The organism is Pseudoalteromonas rhizosphaerae (genome assembly GCF_902498845.1).
Taxonomy (GTDB): domain Bacteria; phylum Pseudomonadota; class Gammaproteobacteria; order Enterobacterales; family Alteromonadaceae; genus Pseudoalteromonas; species Pseudoalteromonas rhizosphaerae.
The window spans coordinates 21,716-40,108 of the sequence record NZ_CABVLM010000003.1; the positions used below are offsets into that span (position 1 = coordinate 21,716).

The window sequence follows — 18,393 nt, forward strand, 5'->3', positions numbered from 1 at the left end:
TTTTAAATTCCCTTGTCAGCGACTAGACTGTTTATTATAGTCTCTGATACGTTCATGTGGTCACAAGTCTAATGCCAGCAAAGATTTTTTCTAATGCAAAAATACTTATAGTTGAAGAGCAACCTCTTGCTCAAAGCTATATGAAACAGTCGCTCGAAAAACTTGGCTTTCGACAGCTGCGCTTTGCTGAACATGCAAATTCGGCTAAAGAGCAGTGCACCAGTGAACAGTTTGATCTGATTGTTTGCTCTTTTAATTTAAGTAAGCAGCAAGACGGCTATCAGCTATATGAAGAGTTACGCGTTAAGCGTTTAATAAAAAACTCTACTGGGTTCATTTTTATTTCAGCTGAAACCAGTGGTTCTTTGGTACACAGCGTGCTTGAACTGCAACCCGATGACTTTTTAGTCAAGCCATTCACCATATATGATCTTAAAACACGTATAGAACGAATTTTGCTGCGTAAAAATCATTTACAAGCAATATATAATTTCATTGACGATGGGAATGACTCTAAAGCGCTAAAAGCAATCAATACTGCGCTTGATGAAAAAGGCAATGCTTATAGTGCAATATTATTGCGTTTAAAAGGTGACGCCCTACTTCGCTTAAAACGAGCAGATACCGCAAAAGCTTTCTTTAAATCAGTTCTTGATATTCAAAAATTTACATGGGCAAAGGTAGGTTTAGTTGAAGCATTAATTGCGAATAACGAGCATATTCTTGCGCAAAGAATGCTAAAAACGATGCTGCTCCGTCATGAAACACGATTAGTCGCACTCGATTTACTTGGTAAGCTGGAGATTAAATTAAACCAATTTGAATTAGCGCAAGATTTTTTAAGCCAAGCCGTTGATATAGCTCCACGCAATATCGAGCGCCAAAAATCACTTAGCCATGTATCGCTGGTAAATCATGATTATGAAAAGAATTACCTTACACAAAAAGACATCGCCAACTTTGCCAAACATTCGATTCACGATCACCCTGACGTATATTTAAATGCAGCACGGGCGGGTATTGATTTTGCATTAACAACAGATCAAAGCGATCAAATTCAACGTATTTCAAGACAAACCAATAAATACTTAGCTGATTTAAAAAGCCAATTTCCAAATAGTCACAATCAGGCGCAAATAGATGTTTTAAATGCCCGTTTACACTATTTGAAAGATGAGCATCAAAAAGCGAAAATGTTGATTGAACAGCTCGACGATGACGATAGCCACATTCGCTCTGTAGACGGCGCACTTGATAAAGCAAAGGCATTTCATGAACTGGGTTTTCACCACAAAGCACAGTCATTATTTAACCAAATTATTAGTCATTGTGAACGTCATCCAACAGTGAGTGATGCTGTTTATTTACGTTATATTCAACAACAACAAAGTGAACGCCGTGATATAAAAATGGGCCCTAAAGAGCTGAATAACCATGCAGTTACACAGTTTAACCGTGGTCAATTAAATACCGCTCTTGAAGCATTCACACAAGCATTTAGAGTAATGCCTCGTAATCCAAGTATTGCTTTAAATTTATTGCAGTGTCTATTTGATAGTTCCAAGCAAAATGGCCAAACGTTAAACCTAATGATGGCAAAAAAATGCTATGCGTTACTCAATACGACACCATTAGACAACGAGCAGCAACAACGCTTTAATAAAATAGTACAACAAGCAACGAGTATGGGGTTAACACTTGCTAATCTAGAAGAGCCAGGCAAAACCAAATAGAATAATAAATAGTTTAGATAAGGTGTTGTTTATAAGAATGAGGAATTCAAAATATCGCTGATAAGCGGTGATATGACTTTTAAAATCCAGCCTTACTGGAATCGGATCATGTAAATTCAGTAAGGCATTGGTTATTGTCAATTACGAGCTAATAAATTACACCTTCTTCAATGAGACCGCATTTATACAATAACGCAGACCACTTGGCATTGGTCCATCTGGGAATACATGACCTAAGTGCGCATCACATACATTACATACAGTTTCTATTCTTTGCATACCATGGGTCTTGTCACCATTGTAAGCAATCGAGTTTAGTTGCGCGGGTTGAGTAAATGATGGCCAGCCAGTGCCGCTATCAAATTTTTCATCACCATCAAATAATAAGTTATCACAACATACACAGGCGTACTTACCAGGTTCAAACAAGGTGCAGCTATCTGAGCTGTGTGGGCGCTCTGTGCCTTTATTACGAGTCACATAAAAGGCTTCTTCGGTTAATTGTTCACGCCATTGCTGCTCGGTTTTTACTACTTTACGGCTCGGCTCTGGATTGCCTTTATTGGCAAAGTTTAGAATATCATTCCAATTCAACATAACTGACCTCATTGAGTAAGATGGGTTAATTTACTGCTATCCACATTATCATGGTATCGCGCTAATAACATTGTCAGCTTGGATTTATCCGCACTGCACAAAATGGTTTTGTAGGGGGTGAAAAATAATCATTTTGATACTGGCTACGGGAATGTTTAAACTCACTAGCTACGTTTATCTGCACTGTTAAACCAGCCATCTCAATAGACTCAACGCCTATTAGTGAGCTAAATAGCTTCAGTACACCAATGACAGCTTCTTACTAAGCCTATTTGCTGTTACATACTATATATACCCTGTTGATCACTATTTAGTTTCATACAATGGTAATTAATTTTTTTTCATTTTCAGTCAATAGTGTATTAAAGTATTGTGTTAGCTCTGCTTTAGTTGCCGGTAAGCCTATTGAGCATTGACGCTGTTCGCTGGAGAGAATTAAGAATTGGTCATCATGGCACTGTATTTCCTTGATACTATCAATAAGCAGCCATTGTGGGCCGTGAGTACGGTCAAAAAAACCTGAAAGGGTAAAGACCAAAAGGTGCTGTTGTTCGCGTCGAATAAACTTATCTAGGCTATTACGTGCTTTAAATAGTGGTGTTAGCCGATAACAGCATGAGCTAAATACAAATAGCCATACAGCTATTAACAATACAAACCACGCTTGCTGAAATAACATGGTAAATACACTCAACAATAATAACACGATACCGAAACAGCCGACGATCAGCGCCAGTAATTGATTAATTTTACGCATCAAAGACTCCTTGCAACGTTAACCTAAATTACTTACTTGCACTTTTTTCATCGGTTTCAGGATCGGGCCAATCATTAAAAAACACCGTTAAATAACGACTTTTTGCTAAATATAATAATACCCACAATACCGTCACCATTTGCAGCGCTAAAAACATCGAAAACTGATAATAACTATGAGCGGCTTGAATAATCAGCCAGCTTAAATCTATCGCTGCACATGCTAATAATGGCCACCGCATAAAACGCCACACTCGCGCTAACCATGCTGCACTGTCTGCGCTTTTTTGTGGCCTGCGCAAACAAAAAATTACGGCAGGAATAATGGCTATTGCACCAATAGCCAATGCACTGAAAAAGTCAGCTTTAGATCTAAACACTAATGACATTAAATCAAGCTCAGGACGCCTGCTCAGTGCCGCAATGATCCAAATAAAGTAGGCACGAAGTAATACCAGTAAACTCAAATGAAACGCGATTGGAGTGCGATAGGTGCCATATTTGTCCCAATACTCTGGTCCATAACGCTTCATAACTGGTTTTTCCTCTCGGCTACTACGCCAAGTAATATGAATGCTGCCACGGCTGTAACACCTAACCAGCGCACACCAAAGAACATCAGTAACTGGCTTAGTAATGGAGTGACAAATACTACTAACAAGCCAAAACCAAACCCGGTTACCAGTACAAATGCACATACTCTGAGTATAAAGTGGCGCCTTGCTACAAAGCGTTTCGTGGTTTTGATAATCTCATTTGCATACAAAGACACCAAACACACCACCAGTAACAATGCGATATTATATAAGTAAGGCTTTAGCCACTGACCAAAGGTCAGTGCTAAATCCTGAAAAAGCGTAATAATGCTATCCATTATGTTGCGCCAGTAATGCAATTAAATCATCTTCGGTCAGTATTTCAATGCCTAAATCTTGTGCTTTCGTGAGCTTAGAACCGGCTTTTTCACCCGCTATTAACGCATCGGTTTTAGCTGATACACTACCTGAAACTTTCGCCCCTAACTGCTGCAAGCGTGCTTTTGCATCATTTCGATTAAGCTCGTTCAAAGTACCCGTTAACACATAGGTTAAGCCTGCTAACGGTTGTGAGTCTTCACTTGGCGGCGTGAGTTCTGGCCAATGAATACCCTGCTCCAGCAAGGCAGTTACGACATCTAAATTATGTTGCTCAGCAAAAAAACCACGCACATGCTTGGCTACAATTTCCCCAACATCACTAACTTCGACTAACGCTTCAGTTGTTGCCGCAGTTACTTTATCTAGCGTTAAAAAGTGATTAGCTAAATTTTGCGCCGTCGCTTCACCGACTTCACGAATACCTAATGAGTATAAAAACTTAGCCAACGTCGTTTGTTTTGCATCATCAAGTGCTGCTACTAGGTTTTTCGCCGATTTTGGCCCCATGCGCTCAAGCGATTCAAAATGTCCTTGTTTAAGTATGAATAAGTCTGCTGGCGTTTTAATGAGCTCTCTGTCCACCAGCTGTTCAACAATTTTATCGCCAAGGCCATCGATATCGAGTGCTTTGCGTGAAGCAAAGTGTTTGATCGCTTCTTTACGCTGTGCTTGGCACACCAGGCCTCCTGTACAGCGCGCTACGGCTTCGCCTTCAATGCGTTCAACATGGGAGTCACAAATTGGACAAGTAGCCGGAAACTCAATCTCTTTGGCATCTGTTGGACGGCGCTCTAATACCACTTGAGTAATTTGTGGGATCACATCACCAGCACGGCGAATGATCACAGTATCGCCAATTTTTACACCCAAACGCTCTATTTCATCACGATTGTGTAACGTTGCATTTGAAACCGTGACACCACCAACAAATACCGGCTCTAAACGAGCCACAGGGGTAATTGCGCCAGTGCGCCCTACCTGAAATTCAACATCCAGTAGCTGAGTGATTTCTTCTTGCGCAGGAAACTTATACGCAATCGCCCAACGCGGAGCTCGCGCTACAAAACCTAACCGCTCTTGTAGTGCTTTGTTATTTATTTTGATCACCACACCATCAATTTCATACTTTAAGCTGCTGCGGCGCTCAAGTATATCTTGATAGTAATCCAAAGCAGCTTGCTGGCCTTCGACTAATTTTGTTTCCGGGCAAAGTGGTAACCCCCAGTCAGTTAGCTTAGCCAATTGCTGGTAATGATCACTTGGTAATTCACCATTTGTTACTACGCCAATACTGTAGGCATAAAACATCAAAGGTCGCTTGGCGGTGATCTTTGAATCGAGTTGACGCAAGCTGCCTGCGGCTGCATTACGTGGATTAACAAATACTTTGTCGCCACGCTTTTCGGCTTCAGCATTAAGTTTGTCAAATCCGGCGCTATCCATGAACACTTCACCACGAATTTCAATTTCCTCGGGAAAGTCATCACCACGTAATTTTAGCGGTACATTACGAATCGTTTTAACGTTAGTGGTAATATTTTCGCCGGTGTGCCCGTCGCCACGCGTTGCCGCCTGCACTAACACACCATTACGGTATAAAATCGACACCGCTAAACCGTCAAGTTTTGGTTCACAGCAAAAGGTCAGCTCATTGTTATCCATCAAACGTTCTTTAATGCGGCGATTAAAAGCGCTGAACTCTTCTTCACTAAAAGCGTTATCAAGTGACAACATCGGCACTTGATGAGTGACTTGCTCAAACTTAGCAAGCGCCGCACCGCCTACTTTCTGGGTCGGTGAATCAGTACTCAAGTACTCAGGATTTGCTACCTCAAGCGCACTTAATTGTTGTAATAAACGATCATACTCTGCATCAGGAATACTTGGGTTATCAAGTACATAATAATTATGATTGTGATCTTCTAACTGCTGACGAAGTTGCGTTATTTGCGCTAACACTAAAGTGGACATACTGACCTCAAAAAACATAAAAAAGCCACTTAAACGAGTTATCGCCAAGTGGCTTATAAAATTCTTAATTAATTAACTGTATATTGCAGGTGATTAAGCTGAAAAGCGTCTCACTTTTTCAACATAATTGCGCACACTATCAACGGTCATTTCTTCTCGTTGTGAGTCTAAAATAACGGCGCCAAATTCATCTGCTAACTTTTTAGCCGCACTGTGCAACATATTAAATGCAGCAAGCCCGTCACCATCACACGGTAAGGTCATAAACAAGCTAATTCCAGCGGTGCTAAATTGTTCCATATTATCTATATCAAAAGTACCAGGGTTGTACATGTTCACTAACCGAAACAGCACTGGACCATGACCAGCAGGATCTAAATGGCGATTAAAAAAGCCTTCTTCAGAGTACTTAAAGCCAAGTGTGTTTACTGCTGGCAATAGTTTGCTGCCTTCCATACTCAAGCCTTCAGGCATTTGAATATGCACAATGATAAAATCACTTGCAGCTGGTTGCTCAGCTTCATCCTCTACGCTTGCATCTGTTGCAGTAGTCACATCATCAACCTCAGCGGCAGGTTCGTCATCTGACGCTGCAAAAGAGTGTGGTTGCTTTTCATCAGCACTGAAACTTAAATCCCCAAACTGCGGTTCATCACGCTCAGTATGAGATGCTGGCTCAGCTACGCTTTGACGCTCAGTAGGCGCTTGATCTGCAGGCTCAACCCGCTCATCATTAGTCGCAACGGGTGCATCTTTTTTACGAACTGACCATAGGCCATGTATTAATAATCCACCAATGACAATTACACTGATAATGATTAAAACCCATCTTAATTGTTCGGCCATCCCCTCACCTTTTATTATTTATCTACTCAAATATTAATATTTATGCATGTGCCATTTGCACCGCTTGTTCAATATCTACAGCGACCACACGCGAAACGCCCGGTTCAGCCATTGTTACACCCGTCAACCTGCCAGCCATTTCCATGGCAATTTTATTATGACTGATATAAATAAATTGCACCGATTGTGACATTTCTTCCACTAATCGGCAAAATCGCCCAACATTCGCATCATCCAATGGTGCATCAACTTCATCCAGCATACAGAACGGAGCTGGATTGAGCCTGAATATTGAAAATACCAATGATAATGCGGTCAGCGCTTTTTCTCCACCACTTAAAAGGTGAATTGTTGAATTTTTCTTGCCCGGTGGGCGTGCCATTATACTAACACCACTTTCCAGTAAGTCATCACTGGTTAATTCAAGATATGCACTGCCGCCGCCAAATACTTTAGGAAATAACTGACCAAAATCGTGATTTACTTGATCAAAAGTCATTTTAAAACGCGTTTTGGTTTCGCGATCAATTTTTCCAATTGCACCTTCAAGTGTCGTCAATGCTTTGCTTAAATCCTCGACTTGACGATCTAAATACTGGCTACGCTGCTGCGCTTGTTCAAACTCATCAATCGCCGCTAAGTTCACCGCGCCCAAGTCACTTAAACTTTGTCCTACTTTATTAAGCTGTCCTTGATAAGTGTTTATATTGGCGTTTTCAGGGAGCTGTGCCAATACTTCTTTCAAGTTTTGCTGTAACTCACCCAGTGGTTCAAGAGCTGCCTGTGCTTTAATTAATAAGCTCTGCTCTTCGAGGGCAAGTTGTTGTAATTGTTCTTGTAAAAGTACCAGCTCCCCCTGCGACGCTTTAAGCGTTGTTTGTTTATCTACAAGAGCTGTTTTAGCTTGCGTCAATGCACTTTGCAAATTTTTGAGTTCAATGTCACTTTGTTGATGTTGCTCCAACAATAATAATATTTGCTCTGCGACCTCTTCTATTGGGATCACCAACTCTTCAATTTGCGCGGTTAACTCACTGACAGCTTCACTGGCGGTTTCGCTGGCGGTCGTTGCATGCTGTAATTTAGTGTCACTGAGTTGGCATTCACTGCGCGCTTTTTGCTCACTTAGCGTCGCCTGATGGGCAAGCGTTTTATAGTGTTCAAGCTGAGCGTTTGCCTGTTTATATTGCTCATCAGTGTGTTGCTGCTGCACTTGAGCATCATTAAGCGCAACACTTATTTCATCACGCTGTTTTGCCACACTTGCTATATGTTGCTGTTGTTCAGCCACTTTATTCTCTATGCTCGTGTGTTCAACGTTTAACTGCTGTAGCTTTGCTTGTAATTTATGTTGTTGATTCTGAAACTGCTGTAATTGCTCTTTGAGCATATCGCGACGAGTGCTTCCTGAGGCCACTTGTTGAGCAAGCTGATGTACCGCTGCTTTTAACTCTTCGCTTTGTGCCTTCAATTGCTCACAGACTTGCTGTTGTTCTGTAAGCTTCTTGCTTTGTATAGCTAGTTCGTCAATGAGTTGAGATGCTAACTGCGTTGCTTCGGCCAACTGTTTATGTTTGATCAGCAACGAATTTTCCGCACTTTTACTGGCTTGTTGATACCAATTGCGGCCCTGAATATTACCTTGGCGATCAATCACTGCAAGCCAATACTCATCCGCTAAATCATTATATTCAAAATCATTTTTATATTTAATGCGATGTAATAAATCAGGGTAAACCCCTTGCTCTATAAACACCGCTAATGAGCTTTGCGGTGCGGTGTCGGTAGTTGGCCATACTCCGTTAGATGTTGCTATAGATGTCACATTCAATTGTTCAAGCCCTTGTAATGCTTGTTCAACCACATGTTCAAATCCAGTACGTACAACTAACTGTGCCAAAACATCGCCACTACCTTGCGCTGGAGTATCTGCGAGTATTGTATTCAAGCCTGCTATTTTGGCTTTATTCTCGTTTTGTTGTTGTGCTAGTGTTTGATGTGCATCTTGGCAGGTGCGTAACACGCTTTGAGCTTGTTGATGATTACTATTTACTTTGTTTAAGGCTGTTTGTTTTGCTGCTAACTCTTGCGTTAGTGACTGCATTAACTGCTGCTGCTGCACTACTTGTTCAGCAATTGGGTTTTCTGCCAGCTCTATTAATTCGCTTTCTAATGCCGTTTGCTGGTTTTTAATATAGTGCAAATTTTGCAGCTGTTGATCGGCTATATTTTGTTGCTTGCTATATTGCGTATTAATAGCCTGAAACTGTTCATTAACTCGTTGCCAATCAGTAGCACTGCGCTGCTTGGCATTTTGCAACTGTGCCACCGCGTCGGCCATCTCAGTGACTTGCTCTGTACATATTAAAGTATGTTCAATTGCCTCTTGTAACGCATTTTGTAGCTCATCAGTATGGTCTTTTTGTTGTTGTTGCAGCTGCTGATTTTGTAACTGCAACTGTTGCTGTTTGATCAGATTGTGACTAAACGCTTGTTGTTGTTGTTTTAAGTTTATTTGCTGTTGCTCAGCACGAGTCAATTCAGTGTGCGTTTGGTGCTGGGCTTGCTGCGCATCATTGAGTTTTTCAAGTTGCAATTGCACTTGGTTTTCAAGGCTTGCTAGTACATCGTCATGACCTGAATGAGCAGTTTTAAAAAAGCTAATTTGCTCATTCAGCTTGGCCATTGTGTCGGCTTTAGTCACTTGTTGCTGATGTAGCTTTTGCCATTTTAAGACCGCTAGTTGCCCTTTTAAAGTGCGCTCTTGGGTTTTTAACTCGCGGTATTTTTTTGCTTCAACTGACTGTACTGCCAGTTTATCAACTTGTGCTTGCAGCTCTTGGCGAACATCGAGTAAGCGTTCAAGGTTTTCGCGGGTACTTTTGATCCGGGTTTGCGTTTCACGACGGCGCTCTTTGTATTTTGAAACGCCTGCTGCTTCTTCTAAAAACACCCGTAAATCTGCCGGTTTACTCTCAATTAAACGCGAGATCATGCCCTGCTCGATAATCGCATAACTACGCGGACCAAGACCTGTGCCTAAAAATATATCGGTAATATCTCGTTTGCGGCATTTACTGCCATTGAGAAAATACAGCGATTGCCCGTCGCGTGTTACCAAACGTTTAATCGCCACTTGATTTCGATCGGCAAAAGTATTCGGTAAGTGCCCTTGGGTATTATCAAAAATCAACTCAACCGACGCTTGAGAAATAGGTTTGCGATTGGTTGAGCCATTAAAAATAACATCGGTCATGGCATCGCCACGCAGATTTTTAGCAGAGCTTTCGCCAAGCACCCAACGCACAGCATCGATGACATTAGACTTGCCGCAGCCGTTTGGGCCAACGACACAGGTCATTTGATCTGGGAATGGAATTTTAGTGGGCTCTACAAAAGATTTAAAACCCGCTAATTTTATGGTGCTCAAACGCATCTAATTGGTTTACCGATTGTTATTGTTATAGCTTGAGTATTTAATTTAACCGTTCTTGACGATAAAAGTAAGTACAGGGATTAAGCTTGGCGTTTAAAATTATCTAAAATAATACCCGTTGCCATGGCTACATTGAGAGATTCTGCACCACCAAAAGCGGGGATGGTTATTTTATCTGTTACCAATGCTGCGCAAGCTTGACGTATTCCATGAGACTCACTACCCATTAACAAAACACCTTGGCCTGTAAATTGAGTTTTATGCACGCTTTTTCCATCTAAAAAAGCGCCATAAATAGGTAAGTTTAAACCACTTAAGTACGCAGGCAACTCAACTTGACTCACTGAGACTCTAACAAACGAGCCCATAGTGGCGCTAATAGTTTTAGGGTTATAAGCATCGGCACTATCTGTGCTGGTGACAATATGCTTGATCCCATACCAATCAGCTACTCTGATAATGGTACCTAAGTTGCCTGGATCAGATACGCCATCAAGGGCTAAGATTAAACCGCTTGCCTGCGGTGCACTCGCTGTTGGCATGTCAACTATCGCAATAGCTGCATTATTACTCACTAAAGTACTTGCTTTAGTTAACACATCTTCATCGGCTTCAATCATGTTTACGTGAGTAAACTGCTGCTGGAACTGCGCAATAAAGGCTGCTGTCGCAAATATATCAATAATTGTTAAACCACTTGCCAATAACTCAAGTACGTTTTTTTCACCTTGCACAAGGTATTGATTATGTTGCTTTCGGTACTTTTTTTGACCTAATGCACGAATTAACTTGAGTTGGTTTTTTGAAATCATAACAGCCCCATAAAATGATGGGCACAGTATAGCAGATTTAACATCGAGTTCTGAACTTGAAAAAACCTCACAGGATCAATTAATGCTGTTTGCGCTGCGTTCAAAAGTCATATTAATACGGATAAACATACCTTTAATGGCTTCAAGCTGATATGTATCACTCACATGTATCATCAGTTCGTTGTAAAGCTCATCACAAGCCATTGTAAACGTATCATCGCACTGGCCTTTTGTAGCCAGCAAAAAGGCTCTAGCCAGTGAGCTTTGCCACCTTTGTAAATATTTAAGCTGATTATCACCCACTGCCTGTTGGCAAATTGAGTGTAAACGCACCGACGCATGACCTAGATTAAGCCCAGTTAAAGCAAGATCGGTAATAGCACGTGATTCTGAGCCTTGATCATAATTGGTTAAACGCAGTAACCGATCAGCCATACGTCGGTTATACCAAAGAGCGGGTGAGCTATGTTGATGAATTTCTGATAAATCTTTATAGGTTGCTTTAAACACGCGATGCACTAACAACTGCACACTCGGACCTGTAAATAGTTGGAAAATCCAAAATAAAATACATACTCCAAGAAAAATAGCCAAAGCTGAGCTGAGCGTATAATTGATTGAAAACGCAAGGCTCATGTCAGTGCTGGGCTTAACTAAAATCGTAAATGGAATACAGAACCCTAGCCCGTAAGGTAACGTTTGCTGATCGCCTAGTAGCAATAAGCCAATAAAATATGGCCCAGCTAACACCAACAATAATATTTCAAGTTGCCCACCACTTTGTGATAATAAGTTTAAAGCATAAAAAATAGCCACAAACGAGGCTACCACAACACCAACTAACAATCGCTTCATAACTATTTGTAAAATTGCCAGCGGGATACGAGCCAACATAATCGAAAAAATAACGGGTAAAATCATGATCAATAATGCAGCGGATGATCCAGTATTAACCCAAATAAATGCCCCGATTGAAAATACCAAGCTGGTTCGAAAACCAACAATAATACCTGCTAATGGATCTCGGTATGTCAACATGCTCGGAGCATTAAGCAGTGTTTTATCTCGTTGCTCTAATGCTTTATATGCCCGCAATAAAATTGTTAATTCATTCGCGATATCTAAACTGACATTTAAAATATGTGATTCAAATGGCAGCTCACAGGTTTGTTGCGCCCGGTGATCAGTTAATGCGCGCCGCAACTGTTTTACTTCTTTAGCACAGTATTCAAAACAGTCTGATTTTTCTATTAGCGTAAACATATCTTTTAATTGCTTGATTAACTGAGTAATCTTTGGTGTGATTTGCTCAGGATGATTACGCTGTAAGCGCCCCATTATTTGTACTAAGGCAAGAAGAGATAAAACTTTTTGTGCGATTTGATTGGCAGCCCTTGAACGCCCTGGACCTTTTGGCCCTTCGTAGCGAACTGCACTTGAGTCTTCACTAATACTGCCAAGCGTTGCCATTATGCGATCTATTTGCTGATGACGGTTTTCAGAAGAGCCCGCTTTATCAAGCTCAGTTACCAAATAATGTAACGTTTGATTAATGACAGACTTTGCCTGCGTTTGTAAGAGCTGCTTGACCTTAACAGGCCATAATAGATGGCTCACTAACCCTGCGCATACTGAACCGACTATAATTTCACTTACTCGTGATTGCGCCACCGAGAAGATACTTTCACTACTGACTGTTGCAGGATTTACCATCACTAACAAAATAATGATAGCAGCCGTTACGCCGGCCATAGCAAATGCGTAAACAAAATTTGCTTGGCGCACCATAGCTGACAATGCAGAGTTTAAACCGAGCCAAAAAGCCAATCCACCCAGCGCTAAATAAGGGTAAGCACTGAGCTGAGTGAGCACTAAAATACCAAATAGGCCACCCACCAAAGTGCCTACAATCTGACAAAGCGCTTTTTCAATAACGAGGCCACTTTCAGGGCGGATCTGTAAAAACACCGCAGAAACAAGTGCCCAATAAGGTCGATCTAGATTTAAATAAATGGCAATTGTCAACGACATTGCCATGGCAATCACCCCTTTTAATGCAAACTTGATAGCCTGTTCTTTGGGGCATAGAAGGTTATTTAAAACAAGATGCAAAACTAATACCTATTCCGTAGCAAGGTGAATAGTCGCTGTCATACCTGCGCTTAGCTGGATCCCTTCTGGCAAAGCATCTAGCTTAATATCAACTGGAATACGCTGCGATAAACGTACCCAATTAAATGTCTGCTGCACTTGAGGTAAAAGTTGGTTATTACTTTGCGTATTGATATTCGCGATTGCTTTGCCAATACTCACTACCTGACCGGTTAATGGCTTTGTATCGCTCAGTAATTCTATTGTCGCTTTTTGATTGGTGTGGATCAGTGGGATTTTGGTTTCCTCAAAATAGCCTGTTACATAAAATGAATCTGATTGAACAATAGCAAACACAGGCGTGCCCTGTGCAACATAATTGCCTTGGCGTAGATTTAAATTAATAATTTGCCCGGCAACTGGAGCCGTAACTTGCGTGCGAGATAAATTTAATTGCGCCACCGTTTGATCCGCTTTCGCTAAGTCGTAATTTGCTTTGGCAATTTCAGTACTAATGCGGGTCGCTTCTAAGCTTTCCTCACTGATAGCTTGTTGAGTATTTAATGCTTTACGTCGTTCATACTTATGTTTAGCCAGTTCCCAGCTATATAAACTATTGTTAGTATTTGCTTTACTTTTATCATAAGCCGCCTGATAACGTTGTTGGTCAACACTAAAAAGCAGTTCACCTTTTGCAACTTGCTGCCCATCTTTGACATTTAATTTTGTTACCCAGCCTGATACATCTGGCACAATAGTAACAATATCAGCTCGAATGCGACCATCGCGAGTCCAAGGCGTGTGCATATAATCAGTCCATACCCAACGGCCTGCAAAAATAGCCGCGATAATAACGACGATAGTAAGCATAATACGTAAATATCTAACCATTCTATTTATCTTCCACTTAATAAAAAGACACTCAAGGCGAGAAAACACATAAATAAAGACACTTCAAACCAGGCGACTTTCCAGATGCGATCATGCCAATCCAAACGATGTAAAATAAAGCGAGTCAAAGCGGTTAAAATAAATGCCATTGGGAAATAAATCACTAACGGGCTAAATTCTAAGCCGCCAATAACTACAGCGTGGTGCATAATCAATCCCCTGTTATATGTACTTTGACAACAAACTAAAAAGCATCACAAGTAAAATTTTTGCGACAGTGTCTATCAATATAGTAGCAGCTAATTATCACATTATCTTACTTAACATGCTGTTAATAGCGGTAATCGTTACACCATACTCAGCAAGTTAATCAGTCGCGTTATATTATAAGTTAAGCTTTAAGCAAAATATTGAGGATAATAAGGATCTGGTAAATAAAAAACGTGCCTAAAGCACGTTTTGAGGGATTACTACTGGAGCTATTGCTCAGTATTTATTTTTATAGGTCCACAAATGCAGTAGCTCACTGGCAATGGTGGCTGCGGCAATCGCAGTAAGCTCACTTTGGTCGTACGAAGGTGATACTTCAACAACATCCATACCAATCATATTAATGCCTTTAAGGGCACGTAATATCTTAAGTACTTTATCTGATGTTAATCCACCACATACCGGTGTTCCAGTACCAGGGGCAAACGCCGGATCTAAGCAATCAATGTCAAAAGTGATATACACTGGTAAATCACCTACTCTCGCTTTAATCTGCTCAGCAATCGTTTGCGCCGATAAATCATTGGCCGCCATCCCATCAATCACTGCAAACTCGTGTTTGCTTTGATCAAAATCAGTACGAATACCAATTTGGATACTATGATCAACATCAATCAGCCCTTCTATCGGCGCATGGTAAAACATGGTGCCGTGGTCGTAGCGTGAGCCATTGCTATAAGTATCAGTATGGGCATCAAAATGCACCAACGCCATTTTACCAAAGCGCTTAGCGTGCGCACGTAACAACGGTAAAGTTACAAAGTGATCGCCCCCTAAACCTAAAATTGCTTTACCTTGGCTTAAAATACCCGCAGCAGCTTGTTCAAGCTTAGCGGTAAAGTATTCAGCGTCACCGACAGGGTAAGTAAAATCTCCAGCATCAGCCAGTTTTAGGCGTTCGAACAATTTGAACGTCCATGGGTATTTTGTTTCTTCCCATGCTAAATGCACTGATGCACGACGAATCGCATCAGGGCCTAAACGCGCACCTGGACGTCCTGAGGTTGCCATATCAAATGGCAAACCTAACACCACAACATCAGCATTGATGTCAGTAATATTTTGTACCATTGGCTGACGTAAAAACGTCATGCCATTGGAATACAATGAGTGATCTGGATGATCAAACAAAGTGGTCATATTAAAGCTCTTCTAAATAAGTATAACCGTCTAAACCTGCTTGCAATTCATCAAGTACACTTTGCTGCTCGTCTGCTGGTAATTTTGCAGCCACCAGCTGTGCGTACGATGATTGAAAACCTTCTACATCAAGGTGAACATAGCGCATCATGTCAGCTACAGTGTCACCTTGGTTTATTTCTACAATGCTTGCGTCGCCTTGCTCATCCATGTGTACCATTGCACTGTGGGTGTCGCCAAATAGGTTATGCATGTCACCTAAAATTTCTTGGTATGCACCCACTAAGAAAAAGCCCATTAAATAGGGTTTTTCAGCACTAAATGCCGGCACAGGTAAGGTGCTCTCAATGCCTTGCCCATCTACATAGTGATCTAGTGCACCGTCAGAGTCACAGGTAATATCTAACAATACTGCGCGTCTTTGTGGTGCCTCAGTTAAGCCACTTAATGGCAGTACCGGAAACACTTGGTCGATCCCCCACGCATCAGGCAATGACTGAAACAATGAGAAATTAACAAAAAACTTATCCGCCAAACGGGCATTAAGTTCATCTATTATCGGGCGATGAAAACGGTTTTTGTTATCCATGTGTTTATTAAGCTCATAACACACACGTAAATTTATTTGCTCAGCCCAGGCGCGTTGAGTTAAATCTAATAATCCCATCGCAAACTGGTTATGTGCTTCAGCTAAATCACCTTGGCTATCATGATATATCTCAATTAATGCACGGTCGTCTGTCAGCACATGTAATTGTTGCCATGATGTCCACATATTGTTTAATAATAATGGCGCGTCATCTGTTGGCGCCTGAATTTCTTCCGGCTCATAGCTTTCAGTGCCAATTACATTGGAGATAAGCACAGCATGATGCGCTGTTAATGCACGTCCAGACTCAGAAATAATAGTCGGGAATGGTTGCTCGTACTGCTTACAAATATCACCAATGGTGTAGACAATATTATTTGCATACTCAGCTAAGCTATAGTTCATCGAGTTGTGAGACTGGCTCCGAGTGCCGTCGTAATCAACCGCTAAACCACCACCGACATCTAAACATTCAATTTGTGCACCGAGTTTGCGTAGTTCACAATAAAAACGCGCCGCTTCGCTAACACCTAAACGCACATCGCGAATGTTCGCCATTTGCGAGCCTAAGTGAAAATGTACCAACTGAACTAAATCAAGTTGATCAGTCTCTTTTAAACGATTAACAACATGTAATACTTGTGAAGCGGATAAACCAAATTTTGATTTTTCACCGCCGCTAGCTTGCCATTTTCCTTTACCCTGCGACGCTAAGCGCACGCGAATACCAATACGCGGTTTTACGTTCAGCTCTTTAGCTTGGCTAAGTACCATGTCCAGCTCAGAGAGTTTCTCAAGTACGATGTACACTTTATGGCCTAACTTTTCGCCAATTAATGCTAAGCGAACATATTCTTTGTCTTTGTAGCCATTACAGACAATCACTGCACTGGTTTTTTCAGCTAATGCCAATACTGTTAATAGCTCAGGCTTGCTGCCCGCCTCTAAACCAAGTTGTTTCTTTTCTACGTTCGCTTGGCTTGCCACAATTTCTTCGACCACTTCGCGCTGTTGGTTTACTTTAATTGGATAAACAAGCAAGTAATCTTTTGGATAACCATAGCTTTCAATCGCAGTATTAAATGCAGCACATAAGCTGTGCACGCGGTGATGCAAAATTTGTGGAAAACGAACCAACGCAGGTAAACTCAAGCCTTTATCTTCAAGTTGTTTTGCAATATCAATAAGTGCGATGGTTTGCTCTGGGGCATCAGCCTTGGGCGCAACATACACATCACCTTGATCATTAATACCAAAAAAACCTTGGCTCCAATGACGAACATTGTAACTCGTGCGAGCTTGTTCTAGTGATGTTGTCTCTTTCATTTATCTTTCTCTTTTATTTGATGAATGCCTTGCGGCTGTTGCGCGCATTAAAAGAAAAATAGCTTATCAAGTCCAACAAGTATTTTTGCTCGTAACGAGTGAGTTTTAGTGTCGATAACAACGGCCCTTTTATTTGTTGGGCACTGGCGTATTTAGTATAAAAAATAGAAGGCTTAAAAGGGAATATATATAAAAAAGTTAGCCGAAAACGTGACTCTCAATGATAAAAGTGGCGCTGACCAAGGCCATTTACGACTTATATCCGTGTATAAGCCGTAGTTGTGTAGGAGATTAAATCGATGAAGTACGCAAAAACTAAAACACAAAGCGTAGGCAGTTTCTAGCCACTAATTAGCCTTATTGACTGAGCCCTAACTCCATAAACAAGCTATGTGGATTATCGGTATAATTACCAAAACTTGTACAGCGTTGAAAACCTAAATTTTCATACAGACTAATCGATTCAGCCTGTTTCGGGCCTGTTTCTAACCGGATCAAAGGGATCTCTTCTTCGCCAGCATGATGCAATAAAATTTGCATTATACGCCGAGACAAGCCTTTACCACGATGACTTGGTTTGACATACAGACGGCGAATTTCACCATAAGGTACTGTGTCAAACTGTCTGACAATCGCACCACATGCAACAATACCCTCCTCGCTTTTTAAGCCAATGGCGTAAACATTAGCTTGACCAAGCTCACTCACCGACAGCGATTGTGCCGTGGCTACTGGGTACAGAGAATTTATAAGCCTATCGATATCAGAAAAAACATTAATCACATCCGGATCATCAGGGGTTAAGTCGACTAACTGCATAAAAGCTCTAATTATATTTATTGTTTGATAACAAACTATACCGAATTGTTGCAAATGAACAACCCAGAACTTTGGATTTTTCATTTATTTGCTATCTTATTAGTCACAACTTTGTCGTATGTCAAAATAACAACACTTAGCTATTTTCTAAAAAGTAGCAAGCACGTCAAAATAATAGTTTGCTGTGGTGTTAAACGTT

Annotated in this window: 15 protein-coding genes; 1 reads left to right on the forward strand and 14 read right to left on the reverse strand. The window is 41.1% G+C overall.

From position 1 onward, the window contains the following. Positions 1-71: 71 nt before the first annotated feature. Positions 72-1,733, forward strand: coding sequence for a tetratricopeptide repeat-containing response regulator (locus PSR9079_RS05365; RefSeq protein WP_149980696.1), 1,662 nt, complete (start codon positions 72-74; stop codon positions 1,731-1,733). Positions 1,734-1,889: 156 nt separating this feature from the next. Here the strand turns inward: PSR9079_RS05365 and msrB are convergent, their stop codons facing one another. The 14 genes from msrB to PSR9079_RS05435 form a co-directional block, all read right to left on the reverse strand. Continuing rightward, positions 1,890-2,330, reverse strand: coding sequence for a peptide-methionine (R)-S-oxide reductase MsrB (msrB, locus tag PSR9079_RS05370; RefSeq protein ID WP_145240697.1), 441 nt, complete (start codon positions 2,328-2,330; stop codon positions 1,890-1,892). 316 nt (positions 2,331-2,646) lie between these two features. Further along, positions 2,647-3,087, reverse strand: a complete 441-nt coding sequence (locus tag PSR9079_RS05375; RefSeq protein ID WP_149980697.1) for a hypothetical protein — start codon at positions 3,085-3,087, stop codon at positions 2,647-2,649. A 28-nt stretch (positions 3,088-3,115) separates the two neighbouring features. Further along, on the reverse strand, positions 3,116-3,619 hold the full coding sequence (locus PSR9079_RS05380; protein WP_149980698.1) for a DUF2919 domain-containing protein: 504 nt from the start codon (positions 3,617-3,619) through the stop codon (positions 3,116-3,118). Then, complete coding sequence (locus tag PSR9079_RS05385; RefSeq protein WP_145240691.1) at positions 3,616-3,960, reverse strand: DUF3392 family protein; 345 nt, start codon at positions 3,958-3,960, stop codon at positions 3,616-3,618. Before PSR9079_RS05385 ends, PSR9079_RS05380 begins: the two co-directional genes overlap by 4 nt. After that, a complete protein-coding gene (gene ligA, locus PSR9079_RS05390) occupies positions 3,953-5,974 on the reverse strand; it encodes an NAD-dependent DNA ligase LigA (RefSeq protein WP_149980699.1) in 2,022 nt (673 codons plus the stop codon). The genes PSR9079_RS05385 and ligA overlap by 8 nt, the downstream gene beginning before the upstream one ends. A 93-nt stretch (positions 5,975-6,067) precedes the next feature. Next, complete coding sequence (zipA, locus tag PSR9079_RS05395) at positions 6,068-6,820, reverse strand: cell division protein ZipA (RefSeq protein WP_149980700.1); 753 nt, start codon at positions 6,818-6,820, stop codon at positions 6,068-6,070. 40 nt (positions 6,821-6,860) lie between these two features. Then, the gene (locus PSR9079_RS05400; protein WP_149980701.1) at positions 6,861-10,256 is read right to left on the reverse strand and encodes a chromosome segregation SMC family protein; all 3,396 of its coding nucleotides are present in this window, start codon (positions 10,254-10,256) and stop codon (positions 6,861-6,863) included. Positions 10,257-10,336: 80 nt separating this feature from the next. Continuing rightward, positions 10,337-11,068 carry an RNA methyltransferase gene (locus tag PSR9079_RS05405; protein ID WP_149980702.1) on the reverse strand — a complete coding sequence of 244 codons (732 nt, stop codon included), beginning with the start codon at positions 11,066-11,068 and terminating at the stop codon, positions 10,337-10,339. A gap of 75 nt (positions 11,069-11,143) precedes the next feature. After that, the gene (locus PSR9079_RS05410) at positions 11,144-13,180 is read right to left on the reverse strand and encodes an FUSC family protein (RefSeq protein WP_149980703.1); all 2,037 of its coding nucleotides are present in this window, start codon (positions 13,178-13,180) and stop codon (positions 11,144-11,146) included. Between the two features lie 9 nt (positions 13,181-13,189). After that, positions 13,190-14,050: an efflux RND transporter periplasmic adaptor subunit gene (locus PSR9079_RS05415; protein WP_149980704.1), complete on the reverse strand. Its 861-nt coding sequence runs from the start codon at positions 14,048-14,050 to the stop codon at positions 13,190-13,192. Positions 14,051-14,055: 5 nt separating this feature from the next. Then, positions 14,056-14,259, reverse strand: coding sequence for a DUF1656 domain-containing protein (locus tag PSR9079_RS05420; RefSeq protein ID WP_149980705.1), 204 nt, complete (start codon positions 14,257-14,259; stop codon positions 14,056-14,058). Positions 14,260-14,536: 277 nt separating this feature from the next. Next, positions 14,537-15,460 (reverse strand): agmatinase, encoded by a 924-nt coding sequence (gene speB, locus PSR9079_RS05425; protein WP_149980706.1) that lies wholly within the window; start codon positions 15,458-15,460, stop codon positions 14,537-14,539. A 1-nt stretch (position 15,461) separates the two neighbouring features. Then, a complete protein-coding gene (speA, locus tag PSR9079_RS05430) occupies positions 15,462-17,375 on the reverse strand; it encodes a biosynthetic arginine decarboxylase (protein WP_149980707.1) in 1,914 nt (637 codons plus the stop codon). A 357-nt stretch (positions 17,376-17,732) separates the two neighbouring features. After that, entirely contained in the window at positions 17,733-18,194 is a 462-nt protein-coding gene (locus tag PSR9079_RS05435; RefSeq protein WP_149980708.1) for a GNAT family N-acetyltransferase, read from the reverse strand. Between the last annotated feature and the right edge of the window lie 199 nt (positions 18,195-18,393).

Coding starts and splice junctions, on each gene's coding strand:
- PSR9079_RS05400 (WP_149980701.1), bottom strand. CDS start 10,256: ATGCGTTTGAGCACCATAAAATTAGCGGGTTTTAAATCTTTTGTAGAG.
- PSR9079_RS05415 (WP_149980704.1), bottom strand. CDS start 14,050: ATGGTTAGATATTTACGTATTATGCTTACTATCGTCGTTATTATCGCG.
- speA (WP_149980707.1), bottom strand. CDS start 17,375: ATGAAAGAGACAACATCACTAGAACAAGCTCGCACGAGTTACAATGTT.
- PSR9079_RS05365 (WP_149980696.1), top strand. CDS start 72: ATGCCAGCAAAGATTTTTTCTAATGCAAAAATACTTATAGTTGAAGAG.
- PSR9079_RS05420 (WP_149980705.1), bottom strand. CDS start 14,259: ATGCACCACGCTGTAGTTATTGGCGGCTTAGAATTTAGCCCGTTAGTG.
- msrB (WP_145240697.1), bottom strand. CDS start 2,330: ATGTTGAATTGGAATGATATTCTAAACTTTGCCAATAAAGGCAATCCA.
- PSR9079_RS05380 (WP_149980698.1), bottom strand. CDS start 3,619: ATGAAGCGTTATGGACCAGAGTATTGGGACAAATATGGCACCTATCGC.
- PSR9079_RS05375 (WP_149980697.1), bottom strand. CDS start 3,087: ATGCGTAAAATTAATCAATTACTGGCGCTGATCGTCGGCTGTTTCGGT.
- zipA (WP_149980700.1), bottom strand. CDS start 6,820: ATGGCCGAACAATTAAGATGGGTTTTAATCATTATCAGTGTAATTGTC.
- PSR9079_RS05435 (WP_149980708.1), bottom strand. CDS start 18,194: ATGCAGTTAGTCGACTTAACCCCTGATGATCCGGATGTGATTAATGTT.
- PSR9079_RS05385 (WP_145240691.1), bottom strand. CDS start 3,960: ATGGATAGCATTATTACGCTTTTTCAGGATTTAGCACTGACCTTTGGT.
- speB (WP_149980706.1), bottom strand. CDS start 15,460: ATGACCACTTTGTTTGATCATCCAGATCACTCATTGTATTCCAATGGC.
- PSR9079_RS05405 (WP_149980702.1), bottom strand. CDS start 11,068: ATGATTTCAAAAAACCAACTCAAGTTAATTCGTGCATTAGGTCAAAAA.
- ligA (WP_149980699.1), bottom strand. CDS start 5,974: ATGTCCACTTTAGTGTTAGCGCAAATAACGCAACTTCGTCAGCAGTTA.